At 71.0% G+C, this 12,273-nt stretch carries 8 protein-coding genes; 4 read left to right on the top strand and 4 right to left on the bottom strand.

Annotated features, from left to right (window positions below; translation table 11 throughout):
* Positions 1–3: 3 nt before the first annotated feature.
* The 3 genes from ACIBK8_RS09755 to ACIBK8_RS09765 all read right to left on the bottom strand — a co-directional run bounded on the left by ACIBK8_RS09755 (position 4) and on the right by ACIBK8_RS09765 (position 4,487).
* A complete protein-coding gene (locus ACIBK8_RS09755) occupies positions 4–1,641 on the bottom strand; it encodes an MDR family MFS transporter (protein WP_399041160.1) in 1,638 nt (545 codons plus the stop codon).
* Between the two features lie 206 nt (positions 1,642–1,847).
* Positions 1,848–3,068, bottom strand: a complete 1,221-nt coding sequence (locus tag ACIBK8_RS09760; RefSeq protein WP_399041161.1) for a glycosyltransferase — start codon at positions 3,066–3,068, stop codon at positions 1,848–1,850.
* Positions 3,069–3,173: 105 nt separating this feature from the next.
* Positions 3,174–4,487, bottom strand: coding sequence for a UDP-glucose dehydrogenase family protein (locus ACIBK8_RS09765; protein ID WP_399041162.1), 1,314 nt, complete (start codon positions 4,485–4,487; stop codon positions 3,174–3,176).
* 309 nt (positions 4,488–4,796) lie between these two features.
* Here ACIBK8_RS09765 and ACIBK8_RS09770 point away from each other — a divergent pair, with 309 nt between their 5' ends.
* Positions 4,797–5,456 carry a TetR/AcrR family transcriptional regulator gene (locus ACIBK8_RS09770; protein WP_399041164.1) on the top strand — a complete coding sequence of 220 codons (660 nt, stop codon included), beginning with the start codon at positions 4,797–4,799 and terminating at the stop codon, positions 5,454–5,456.
* 251 nt (positions 5,457–5,707) lie between these two features.
* Here the strand turns inward: ACIBK8_RS09770 and ACIBK8_RS09775 are convergent, their stop codons facing one another.
* Positions 5,708–7,198 (bottom strand): MFS transporter, encoded by a 1,491-nt coding sequence (locus ACIBK8_RS09775; protein ID WP_399041165.1) that lies wholly within the window; start codon positions 7,196–7,198, stop codon positions 5,708–5,710.
* Positions 7,199–7,365: 167 nt separating this feature from the next.
* On the opposite strand from ACIBK8_RS09775, the gene ACIBK8_RS09780 reads away from it, so the two are divergent.
* The 3 genes from ACIBK8_RS09780 to ACIBK8_RS09790 all read left to right on the top strand — a co-directional run bounded on the left by ACIBK8_RS09780 (position 7,366) and on the right by ACIBK8_RS09790 (position 12,187).
* On the top strand, positions 7,366–8,064 hold the full coding sequence (locus tag ACIBK8_RS09780; RefSeq protein WP_399041166.1) for a TetR/AcrR family transcriptional regulator: 699 nt from the start codon (positions 7,366–7,368) through the stop codon (positions 8,062–8,064).
* Positions 8,065–8,705: 641 nt separating this feature from the next.
* Positions 8,706–11,324 (top strand): AAA family ATPase, encoded by a 2,619-nt coding sequence (locus ACIBK8_RS09785; RefSeq protein WP_399041168.1) that lies wholly within the window; start codon positions 8,706–8,708, stop codon positions 11,322–11,324.
* A 56-nt stretch (positions 11,325–11,380) separates the two neighbouring features.
* On the top strand, positions 11,381–12,187 hold the full coding sequence (locus ACIBK8_RS09790; protein WP_399041169.1) for an SDR family NAD(P)-dependent oxidoreductase: 807 nt from the start codon (positions 11,381–11,383) through the stop codon (positions 12,185–12,187).
* The last annotated feature ends 86 nt before the right edge of the window (positions 12,188–12,273 follow it).

Genomic DNA, 12,273 nt, shown 5'->3' on the forward strand with positions numbered 1-12,273 from the left:
CGTTCAGTCGTCCGACAGTTTGAGGTTCGGTACCCGCCAGGCGGCGATCACGACGGCGATCAGGGTGACGGCCGCGCCGGTGAGGAAGACGACCTGCATGGCGCTGACGTAGCCCTCCAGGAAGGGCCGCGCGAGACGGGTGTCGAGGGTGTGGAGGAAGGCGGAGTCCTCCAGGTTCACGCTGCCACCCGGGCCGATGACGCCCTTCAACGCGTCGGCGTTGTGCTTCTGTTCGGCCAGCTCGCGCAGGTGCGGCTGCTGGAGCGCGGTGGCCAGGTGCTCGCTGATGCGGGAGCCGGCGAGGGAGAAGAGGATGGAGAGGAAGGCGGCGGCGCCGACGGTCCCGCCGTTGGAACGGAAGAAGTTCACCGACGCGGTCGCGGCGCCCATGTCGCGGCCCGGCACCTCCGACTGGGCCAGCGTGGTCATGGTCTGCATCGACGCGCCGAGCCCCGCGCCCATGAAGAGCATGCCGATGGCGACGTGCCACATGGGGCTGTCGGCGCGCAGGGTGGCGTACGCCAGCATCGCGGCGGTGATGCAGACGACGCCGGTCACCAGATGCACCTTGAAGTTGCCGGTGCGCGAGATGAGGCGGCCGACGACCAGGGTGACCACCACGTTCGCCGCCATGGTGGGCAGCATGGCGAGACCGGCGGCCATGGGGCTCATGCCCTGCACGAGCTGGAGGTAGAGCGGCAGCGTCGTCATGGCACCGAACATGCCGATGCCGACGATGAAGTGGAGCACGGTGCCGAGCCGGAACGAACGGGTCCGGAACAGCCGGAGCGGCAGCAGCGCGGCATCCGCCATCCGCCGCTCGATGAGGAGGAACGCGACGAGCCCCACCGCGCCGACGGCGTACATGGTCAGCGCGGGCGCCGATGACCAGCCCCAGCTGCGGCCCTGTTCGGCGACGGTCAGCAGGGGCACGACGCCGACGGTGAGCGCGGCGGCGCCGCCGTAGTCGAGGCGGTGCCGGACGGGCTGGTGCGGCACGCGGCGCAGCACACGCATGATGACGGTGATGGCAACGGCCGCAAGCGGCAGGTTGAGCAGGAAGATCCACCGCCAGCCGTCGAGCCCCAGCAGGGTGTCGTGGCCCGCGAACACCCCGCCGATGACCGGGCCCACGATGCTGGATCCGCCGAACACGGCCATGAACCAGCCCTGGTAGCGGCCACGTTCGCGCGGTGAGGTGATGTCGGCGATGATCGTCATGGCCAGGGACATCAGGCCGCCGCCGCCAAGGCCCTGCACGGCCCGGAAGGCGGCCAGCTGGTGGATGGACCCGGCGAAGCCGCACAGCAGCGACCCGGCGGCGAAGAAGAGGATCGCGACGAGGTAGATGACGCGGCGCCCGTAGATGTCGGACAGCTTGCCGTACATCGGTGTCGCGATGGTGCCGGTGACCAGGTACGCGGTGGTCACCCACGCCTGCGCGGTCAGACCGTGCAGATCGTCGGCGATGGTGCGGAGCGCGGAGGAGACCACGGTCTGGTCGAGCGCGCCGAGGAACATGCCGAGCATCAGACCGGACAGCACCACGGTGATCTGCCGGTGCGTGAGCCTGGCCGGGCGGCCGGTGTCGGCGGGTGGGCTGGCCGCGGGCTCGCGCGCGGGGGCGTCCGGTGACGTCACGTCGGTTCCTTGGGGTTGCTGGGCGCGAGCGCTCGGCCGCCCGGCCGTCAGGAGTCGGGACGGGCGAGCACTCAACGCCCTTTTGACATAGCGGAGTTGAGCATGTCAGGTGTGCAGCCGGGCGGACAGCGGAGGGGCCGAGGGTCCGAGCCCCCGGCCCCTCCGTGATCCGGCACTCTCCGGCGCGGGGCCGGAGGGGTGCCGGGTCAGCCCACCAGCTTCTCCAGGTCGGTGACGGCGCTCTCGACCTCGGGAAGTGCGAGCATCGCCAGCCGCGCCCGGCGCACCTGCGTCTGGATGCCGGTGTCGGCGAGCACGTCGCGGCACACGGCGACGATGCCGTCGGCGGTGCGGTCGGTGACCTCCCGGCCGAGTCCCAGCTCCTCGGTCCGGCGCGCGTTCATGTACTGATCGCCGAACTGCGGCAGCACGGCCGTGGGTGTGGCGGTACGCAGCGACTCGCGCACGCTGTTGAAGCCGCCGTGGGTGAGGAAGAGGTCAGTGGCCTCCAGCAGGATGGGCTGCGGGAGCCGTTCGGTGAGGTGGACGTGCGGCGGCAGCCCGGAGCCGTCCACCGCCAGACCGGCGGTCGCGACGATGACGCTGCACTCGTCGAGCCGCGCCGCCGCCTCGGTGATCGTCTTCAGCGTCTCGATGGGATCGGGGAAGTCCACGGGCATCTTGTCCGAGGGGGTGTCGTCCGCCGACCGCCGGTGCAACTCGGGAAGGGCGGTGCCGAGCGCCGCGAACACCAAGGGTCGGTCGGTGGGCAACTCGGCCACCCACCGAGGCAGTATGGAAGTGCGTTCCACATTGACCGTCTGCCGGTACGCCAGCGAGCCGGGCAGGTGCTGGGAGTAGGAGAAGGCCGCCGGCACGTAGTCGATGCGCCCGTGCGCGGCGAGCGCGAGGGGCTCGTCGACGGTCGGCAGGGAGAGTTCCCCGCGCAGCGTGTTGAGGCCCTCCACGGTGTGGGCGGGGTCGAGGGTGTTGCTGGTGCCGGACGGGGTCGGCAGCTGGGGTATGCCGAGCCTCTCGGCGGTGAGGACGCTGCTGAGGTCCATTCCGTCGCGCAGGATGAGGTCGGGGCCGAAGTCATCGACCACGGGGCGGAGAAGGTCGAGCAGCTTCCTGGCGAGCGTTCCGGAGATGGTCTCGGTCATCAGACGCCGGAACAGCTCCTGGCGCTCCGCCTCGTCGAGGTCGGTGCGCTCGGTCAGCTCGGCCAGCGCGGGTCCTGCGAAGGTGCTGGGAGTGAATTCGGGCAGGCAGCTGACGACGCGGACGTCGTCGTGCTGGAACACCGCGGCGAGCGTGGGGGTGGTCGCGACAAGGATCTCGTGCCCTGCGGCGGCGAGCGCCCGGAGTACGGGCAGTTGGGCGCGCCCGTGCGAAGGGCTGCCGAGGGTGGTGCACAGAACCCGCATGAGGGGACCTTCCTGTTTCGGTCATCGAGGGTGGGCCGGTACGGCGGTCCCTGTCCCGTGCGGTGGGACGCGGTACCGCGGGAGGAGTGGCGTCGGTGCCGTGGGTCAGCCGGTCATGCTGAGCGTGCGGCCGATGCCCTGCCAGGCCAGTCCCGCGTCCGCGAGCCGGCCGGGGTCGAGGAGGTTGCGGAAGTCGTAGACGACGGGTCCGTGCAGCTGCCGGGCGATGGCCTGCCAGTCCAGGTCGTGGAACTCGGGCCACTCGGTGAGGACGACGCATCCGGCTGCCCCCGCGGCGGCGTCGGCCGGGTCGTCGACGAGCGTGAGCAGGTCGCTGAGGTCGGGACGGGTCTCGGAGAGTGCCGGGTCATAAGCGTACAACTCGGCGCCACGTTCCCGCAGTTGACGGGCGATGGCCAGGGCGGGGGAGTCACGCAGGTCGGAGGTGCCCGCCTTGAAGGCGAGACCGAACAGGGCGAGGCGGACACCGTGCAGCGACCCGTCAGGGCCTGCGCAGCCCGCCGCGACGCGCTCGACGAGCTGCCGCTGGTGCTCGACGTTGGTCTCGATGGTGGCACGCAGCAGCGGGAACTCCACCCCGGCCTGTTCGCAGACGGTCAGCAGCGCGTGGGTGTCCTTGGGCAGGCAGGAGCCGCCCCAGCCGGGTCCTGGCTGGAGGAACGCGCTGCCGATGCGGGGGTCGTGGCCGATGCCGACGGTGACGGCCTCGATGTCGGCGCCGAAGCGTTCGCACACGGTGGCCAGGTTGTTGGCGAAGGACAGCTTCATGGCGAGGAAGAAGTTCGCCGCGTACTTGGTGAGTTCGGCGCTGGCGGCGTCGGTGAGCACCACCGGCGCGTCGAGCGCCGCGTACAGCCCGGCGACGTGCTCAGCGGCCTGCGGGGCGTCCGCACCGACCACGATGCGGTCGGGGTGCAGGAAGTCGTGGACGGCGCGGCCCTCACGGAGGAACTCCGGGTTGCTGACGACCGTCGTGTCCGGGCGGCCGAGCAGTTCCGCGACGCGTTCGGTGGTCCCCACCGGCACGGTCGACTTGTTCACCACCGCGCAGCCCTGCGGCAGGACGGAGCGGATCTCGGCGGCGACGGACTCCACCGCGGCCAGGTCGGCCGCGCCTCCGGCACCCATGGGCGTGGGCAGGCACAGGAAGACGGTGTCCGCGCCCGCCGCCGCTCCCGCGGTGTCCTGGACGAAGCTCAGCCGTCCCGATGCGAGCCCGTCCGCGACGAGTTCGGGCAGTCCTGGCTCCAGGATGTCGACCTGGGCCTGCCGGAGCCGTTCAACCTTGTGGGGGTCGGCGTCCGCGCAGACCACGTGGTGACCGAGTGACGCCAGACAGGCGCCGGTGGTCAGTCCGACGTAGCCGGTTCCTATGACGGCGACATGTCGTGCGGGCACTGGAGATCACCATTCCTGCCGTGGGGTCCTGGGCGGGTCCGCGCCGTGGAGTGTGGGGGCCGGCGGTCGCCGGTCCCCTGTGGTGCGGCGTCGCGGCAGTTGTCGCGGCGTCGACGGGCAGGGCCGAACTCCGTTGTCCGGCCCTGGGAACACGAGAGCGATCGTTCGAATCGCCGCCCGTTTCACCGAACATAAGCCCCCGGCCCGAGAATCAGTCAACGATCGGTGACAACGACCGATGACTTCCGGACAGCGTCCGGAGGCAGGACCATGAGCCGTTGGAACACGGACCGAGCAGAGGTACGACAGGTGAACACGTCAACAGAGCAGGAAGAGACCGTCATGCATCCCCCACGAGCCCGCGAGCACGGCGCGGCGAGTACCCGCACCGCACTCATCGAAGCAGCGGCCGGGCGGTTCGGCAGGTACGGCTACGACGGCGCCAGCGTCCGGGACATCGCCAGGGACGCCGGTGTGGACGCCGCGCTCGTCTACCGCTATTTCGGCTCCAAGGACGCCTTGTTTCAGCTGGTGTCGACCAACATCACGCTGTTCGACCCGCTGTTGGAGATCCCGCTGGAGGAGGTCCCCGCCTGGATCTGCGCCTTCGTCACCCGCGGCCCCAAGGACGACGAGGTGCCGCACCCGGTGCTGTCCGTGCTGCGCTCGTCGAGCCGCGGGGAGGCGCTGGACCGCTTCCGCGACGAGGTCACCGAGGTGTTCACCGAGCGCTTCGCGGCCCGCCTTGAGGGGCCCGACGCGCGGTTGCGTGCGGAGCTGCTGGCCGCGTGGATGCTCGGCACCAGCCTGCTGTGCAAGGCGTTCCGCACCCCTGCCCTCGACAACGCTCCCGAGGCCACGCTGCGCGAGCATCTGCACGCGGGCATCGCCGCCCTGCTCTGCGTCGCCCCGTCATCCGATGGGGGAGGCATCTGCTACTGCGGCTGCCCGTCCCCCAAGGCCGGCTGACCGCTCCGGGCCGCCCGGCTTGCCGGACGGTCCGGCCTCCGGGGACTGTCCGAAACGCGATGGGTACCGGGAGCCGGGACATGGGTGCTAACGGCGCCTGAAGCGTGCGGAGTTGTGGTGGCGGACGCGCACCGCCTTGGAATGGAAGGACCTCACCGCCGACGCCCACCGGTTTACGGAGACCTCCCGGAGCCGTGGGTTCACGCGTCGACGGTGACGTCGTGGCGGTGACGCCGTGTGCGCCGGTGGCGTCAGGAGGTCTTCCCCTTCGGGGCGGCGCCGCCCGGGGCGACCCGCGGGTCGGCCGTGACGAGGAACGCCACGATGACGGCGCCGACCGCCAGCACCCCGGCGGCCCAGCCGCAGGCGACGGTCATGCCGTGCACCGTGGCCCAACTGCGCGGGGCATGGGCGTGCGTGGCCAGATAGGCCGCCGATGCACCGGCGGCGACACTGTTGAGGAGCGCCGTGCCGATCGAACCGCCGATCTGCTGTGAGGTGTTCACGAACGCCGAGGCGATGGCCGTGTCGGCGGGGTCGGACACAGTGGTCGCCGTGCTCATGATGGGGGCGACGAGAAGGCCGACGCCGATACCGAACAGCAGCAGGGCCGGCAGGACCGACGTCGCGTACCCGCTGTCCGGCGTGAGGCGGGTGAGGACGAGCAGCCCGGACGCCTCGACCGCGAGACCGGACGCCAGCAGCACCCGCGGGCGGACATGCGGCATGATCCGCCCGGTCACCCGGGTGGAGATCACCGCGGCGACCACCACGTACGGCAGGAACGCCAGTCCGGCCTTGAGGGACGAGTAGCGCATGACGTCCTGGAACTGGAACGTCATGAACAGGAACATGCCCAGCATCGCGAACGTGGAGATCACGATCGTCAGGAAGGCGCCGGCCCGGTTGCGGTCGGCGAGTACCCGGGGCGGTAGCAGGGGATGGGCCACCCGGGACTGCACCACGGCGAAGACCACGAGCAGGACCAGGCCGGCCGCCAGCGAGCCGAGCACCACCCCCGATTCCCAGCCGCGGGCGCCCGCCTCCCCGAAGGCGTAGATGCAGCCGACGATGCCCGCGCAGCCCAGAGCCGCGCCGACGACGTCCAGCGGCACCCGCGCGGGCCGCGGCGGGTCGGGGAACAGCCGCAGACCGCCGACGATGACGACCAGGGCGATCGGGACGTTGACGTAGAGGGTCCAGCGCCAGTTGAGGTACTCGGCGATGGCGCCGCCGAGCAGCAGCCCCACCGCACCGCCCGACATCAGCGCCGCACCGTACAGGCCCAGGGCCTTGGCGCGCTCCCGGCCCTCGGAAAAGATGCTGGTCAGCAGGGCCAGCGTGGAGGGTGTGAGCAGCGCGGCGAAGACGCCCTGGAGGGCGCGGGCGGCGATGAGCATGGTGGCGTTCGACGCCGCGCCGCCCAGGACGGACGCTGCGGCGAAGCCCGCCACCCCGATGAGCACCGCGCGCCGGCGGCCCAGTACGTCGCCGAGCCGGCCGCCGAGCATCAACAGCCCGCCGAAGGCAAGGGTGTAGGCGGTGATCACCCATCCTTTGGAGGCGTCGCTGAGGTGCACGTCGGCCTGGGCGGTCGGCAGCGCGATCGAGACGATCGTCATGTCCAGCGCCACCATCAGCTGGGCGCCGCTGAGCATGGCCAGCGCCCACCAGCGCCGGGCACTCCCCGCGGGATCAGCCGATGTCTCCGCGGGCGCGCTGTTCGCGGCTGTCTCCGTCATGGAACCCCCGTATCCCGAACCTATCTGGACGAAATCTGTCCGCTTCGCGTCTTACGATACAGTGAGTGGACGGAAAGTGTCCCAGTTTCCAGCCCATCCCGGGGTGGCCAAGGGCGCTGGGCAGGGCCGGCGGCGAGTCGGCCGTGGGCGAAAGGCGGTGCTCCGCGATGGGAGCGACGGGGGAAGCTGCCACGGGCACTCCCGACGGCACGGAATCCGGGCCCCTGCGGGCCGACGCCCGGCGCAACCGGGAGCGGATCGTGGCGACGGCCCGCGAGGTCTTCATGACCCAGGGCGTGGACGCGTCGATGGATGAGATCGCCCGCAGGGCAGGGGTCGGCAAGGGGACGCTCTACCGCAGATTCCCCGACCGGACCGTGCTGCTGGAGGCGGTGGCCCTCGACATCTACGAGCGGCTCACGGCCATGGCGCAGCAGGCCATGGCGGAAGGGGGCAGCGCCTGGAGTTCGCTCAACCGCTTCCTGCGGGAGTGGGCGGAGTTCCGCTTCGGTCTCGCCAACTCCCCGCTGTGCCACCCGATGCGTGACGCGCTCCGCGCCAACCAGCAACTGCGCGACGCCCGCGACGTCTGGATCGGCCTGTTCGAGCGCATGGTCGGCGATGCCCAGGACGACGGAGTGCTGCGCCGCGACGTCGGGTGCGGGGACATCGTGATGTTCATGGACCGGCTCGTCCAGGAGACGGGCGCGCCTGCCGACGTGGCCGACTCCGTACCTGCCCGGCTGCTGGAACTCCTGCTGGACGCCCTGCGTGTCCAGCCCGGCTCCGTCCTCCCGGGCAGGGCCATCACGGGAGCCGACCTGAACCGGCCGGTGTCCGTCCCGGGGGCGGGCCGACCGGGATGACGGGGACAGGTCAGGAGAATGGCTCGTCAACTCCTTGGCCGCTACCGGTAGTTCGCCACACGGGCCACAGCGATTGACGAGATGCGCGCCGTCGGAGGGCCGAAGGGGGGTCAAGGCCGCTTCGAGAGCAAATGCAAGGGGCGATTTTCAGACAGGGAGACCGTTGCGGCGAGGCGGTGCTGCCACCGCACCGCCGACATGAACTGCGGCTTCTCCCCGGCGAGTGAGCCGCGCCGATTGGCCTCCGGAGCACTGTGAACTGACCGGCGGACGCCTTTAGTCTCGGTTCCTGGTCACGCGGCAGGGGCCAACGAAGGGGTGCCGGGGGAACGGCGGACAACGACACCGAGCGGCTGCGGTCGAAGGAGACCCACGCCGGCCGACGGTGCTGCGCAACCACCGGATTTCCTGTCGCCGACCGCTCCGATGGAGGGGTGAGGGGGGTTGGGAGCCGCGGTGTCCACCGCGGTCACAAAACGGATTCCAGACGGCACGTCATTCTTGTGCAGCCGCCGACGCAGGTGATCAGGCTTCGACAGCGAGGTCGCGCCCTCACCTGCGCGCCTTGGGGGACGGGGACCGGTCGGGCCTTCGCACGGCCACCGGTGCGGCCTTGGCGACATCGCTACGGGGGAAAGAGCATGACACGTCACATGTCGGGTACCGCTGCGCGCACAGCGCTGCACGGATATCTGGCCGAAGTCCACGCGGAGAACGGTCGCTTCGTCCTGCTGACCGGACCCGTACTGTCGGGGAAAACCACACTCGTCGAACAATTCGCGCACGCCTCCCAGGAACGAGGTCTGCGCGTACTCACCGCGAACTGCTCCAAGTTCAGCCGCCACGACCTCCTCGGAGTGCCCGGACAACTGCTGCGCGACCGGCACGGACCCGCGGACCCGCACCCCGAGCCCCGCTCACCCGCACGGGCCGCCGAGACCGCCGTCCGCGGCATCCTGGAACTGGCCGCGGCGGGCAGGCTGGTCGTCTGTGTGGACGACATCCGCCACGCGGACCCCGCCTCCGTACGCTTCATCGAATCGCTCGCGGCGAGCATCACCCGCCATCCCGTCCTGGTCGTCGTCACCGACAGGACCGACGCGACGCACAACTCCATCCGGCTCCGCGGCCACCTCGACCGGCTGCCGCACGTACGCGGACTGGCCCTCACCCCGCTGTCGCAGGCCGACGTCACCGACATCGCCCGCACCGAATTCGCCCTGCACGCCGCCGCCGACGGCTTCGCCGAGCGGCTGCGGCGGCTCTCCGGCGGGAACGCCTCGCTCACCAGGGCACTCCTCCACGACCACGCCGCCTGCTGCGGCTGCCGCGGCGAGCAGGAAGACACCAGGCCGCCCCTCATCGGCCCCGCCTACCGGCAGGCCGTCCTGGACTGCCTGCACCGCCTCGACCCGGACACCAGGGAAATGGCGGAAGCCCTGGCCGTGGCCGACGGGTTCGGCGCACCGGACGTCATCGCCGAACTCGCCCGCATGGACCCGCGCGCGGTCCAGGAGTCGGCGGCCGAACTCACCACCTGCGGACTGCTGGCGGACGGGGCGTTCCGCCACCCCGCCGTACGCGGGGTCGTCCTCGGCGACATGCCGCGCAATCGCCGCGCCGGACTGAGCGCACGCGCGGCGACGGTCCTCAGGGCCGCGGGCGCGACCACGGAGGACGTCGCCCGCTGGCTGAGCGCGATGGACGACGTCGACCACGCCGGTGCACGGGCGCCCCGCACACCGCCCCGGGCCCGCTGGGAGGCGGTCGAAGGGCGGGTGCGGACCGCGGCGCCGGCCAGGACCTTGATCGCCGGCCCCGTGGCCGACGAGAGTGAGCGGGTACCCGGGCAACGCCGCCGCCCCCCGGCGGGTTCACCGGCGGACACGGGCGACGGCGGACCGCGCCTCGCGCCCGCCCCCACCGCCGAGCCGACCCCCGAACTTGAGGACCACCGCACCCTGTGGCTCGCCAAGGACGAACTCGCCCTGCTGGACCGGCGCATCGCCGCCGTCAGCCGCCCCGAGAGCGCCGAACTGCTCGCGCTCATCGCCAGGCGGCTGCTGCTCGCCTGTGACTTTCCGGTACTGCTGCGAGAGGTGTGGGCCAGGGAGCGGCCGGCCCGCCGGATCCTGGAGGAACGCCTCACCCGTGCCCCGTACTACGCGGCGGCCTGGGCCCTGTCGGGCGCCCTCACCGAGGACGGCTGCGAGGGCAGGGAAGCGGTACGGGCGGCCAAGCTCGCCCTGTACGGCTGCGACCCGAACGAGGAGAACCTGCCCGCGATCACGGCCGCACTGGCGACGATCGTCCGGCACGACGACCCCGCACAGGCCGCGTTCTGGTGCGAACGCTTCGCCGACGGAACGGGCGGACGGCACGTCTGCCGCGAGGCACGCCTGCGAGTGGTACGCGCCGAGATCGCACTGCGCGGTGGCGAACCCAAGGAAGCCGCAGCGGAGGTGGAGAAGGCACTTGACCTGTTTCCCGCCCGCCTGTGGGGCATCCGCATGGCGGAACTGCTCGCCTGCTCGGTCCTGGCCCACGTAGCGGCAGGCAACCCCGCATCCGCAGCCGCCCTGCTTCCGCACAAGGTGCCCGACTGCCTCTTCGACACCCGCTACGGACTCGACTACCTCTACGCCCGGGGCCTCTACCGCCTCGCGGTCGGCGAATCCCTGGCCGGTCTTGCCGACTTCCTCAGATGCGGCGGCCTGATGGCCGACTGGGGAATCGACCGGCACCGCCTCATCCCGTGGCGGCTGGGAGTGGCCGCCGCGTACGTCACGATGAACGAGTACGGGAAAGCCGTCGACCGCATCGACGAAACCTTCGACCTGGCGGGCGTGGACACCCCCGTGGGCGCGGCGGTGAGCACCGGCGCGGGCGCGGACGGAAATCGGCCCGGTGCCCCCCGGACCCGCGCCAAGTTCCGGGAATCCGTCTTCGAAAAACTCCGGGAAACGGCCGCCACCCCGGACCTCTTCCGCACGCTGGAAGGATTCCGCAAAGGCCACCTGGAGACCGAACAGCAGCCGGAAATCCGCCGCTACAAAATCTACGACCGGCACTCCGCCTATCTGGAAAAGCTGAGCCCTTCCGAGCAGAAGGTCGCCGTCCTCGCGGCACAGGGAAGCAGCAACCAGCAGATCGCCCACGACCTTTCCGTCACGGTCAGCACGGTGGAGCAGCACCTCACCCGCATCTACCGCAAACTCCAGCTCGCAGGACGCAGCGAACTGCGGGCCAGGCTGGGATGACCGGATCGACGGAAAAGGAAGGAAGGGCAAAAAGGGTGGAAGAGGGAGGCGGTCGGATGGCAGCGCAGGAGAACAGCGAATCCCAGGCCCGCGGCCCGGTGGCCCTCGTCACCGGCGGGGCGAGCGGCATCGGCGCCGCGGTCGCAGGGCGTCTCGTGGCCCGCGGATACCGCGTCGTCATAGCGGACATCGACGCACCGAGGGGCGAAGCGGTCGCCGCGCGGACGGGCGCCGTGTTCGTACGGACCGACGTGGCCGCCCTCCAGGACAACGAGGCGGCGGTCGCGGCGGCGGTGGCCACATACGGCCGCCTCGACGTCGTCCACCTCAACGCGGGCATCACCGGCGGGACTTCCCTCGGGCCCGGCTTCGACCCCGACGGCTACCGGAAGATCGTCGGCATCAACCTCGATTCCGTGGTCTTCGGCATTCAGGCCGCCCTGCCGCAGGTGCGCCGCAGCGGCGGGCACATCGTCGTCACGGCCAGCGCGGCGGCACTGCGCCCCTCGATCGAAGTCGTGTACTCCGCGACCAAGAGCGCGGTGGTCGCCCTCGTCCGCTCCCTCGCCCCCGTGCTGCAACCCGACAAAGTCTCGCTCAACGCGCTCTGCCCCGGCCTGGTGGACACCCCGCTGATCGCCGGACGCCGGCCGGCCATCGCCGAAGCGGGGCTCCCGGTGGCGAGCGTCGAGCACGTGGCCGACGCATTCGAGACGGTGCTCGCCGACGGGCGGACCGGACAGGCATGGCTTGTCATGGCGGACCGGCCGGTGGCACCATTCCCGTTTCCCGACCTTCCCGTACCCGGCGCCGAAAAATTGATCAACGATGCCGTTCACCGCGGTGACATGGGTACTTCATGAAACCGCACGGAGCTTAGGGGTTGTTTAGGGGGTTGGCCGGAACCACCCCTTGTTAGCCTGAATCGCGAATTTGCATGATGCAGAGG

The sequence above is a fragment of the Streptomyces sp. NPDC050161 genome, from assembly GCF_044460025.1.
In the GTDB taxonomy this organism is placed as follows: domain Bacteria; phylum Actinomycetota; class Actinomycetes; order Streptomycetales; family Streptomycetaceae; genus Streptomyces.

What these genes read in the sequence shown, in the direction of transcription:
- ACIBK8_RS09780 (WP_399041166.1), top strand. Translation starts at nt 7,366, where the DNA reads ATGGGAGCGACGGGGGAAGCTGCCACGGGCACTCCCGACGGCACGGAA.
- ACIBK8_RS09785 (WP_399041168.1), top strand. Translation starts at nt 8,706, where the DNA reads ATGACACGTCACATGTCGGGTACCGCTGCGCGCACAGCGCTGCACGGA.
- ACIBK8_RS09775 (WP_399041165.1), bottom strand. Translation starts at nt 7,198, where the DNA reads ATGACGGAGACAGCCGCGAACAGCGCGCCCGCGGAGACATCGGCTGAT.
- ACIBK8_RS09760 (WP_399041161.1), bottom strand. Translation starts at nt 3,068, where the DNA reads ATGCGGGTTCTGTGCACCACCCTCGGCAGCCCTTCGCACGGGCGCGCC.
- ACIBK8_RS09790 (WP_399041169.1), top strand. Translation starts at nt 11,381, where the DNA reads ATGGCAGCGCAGGAGAACAGCGAATCCCAGGCCCGCGGCCCGGTGGCC.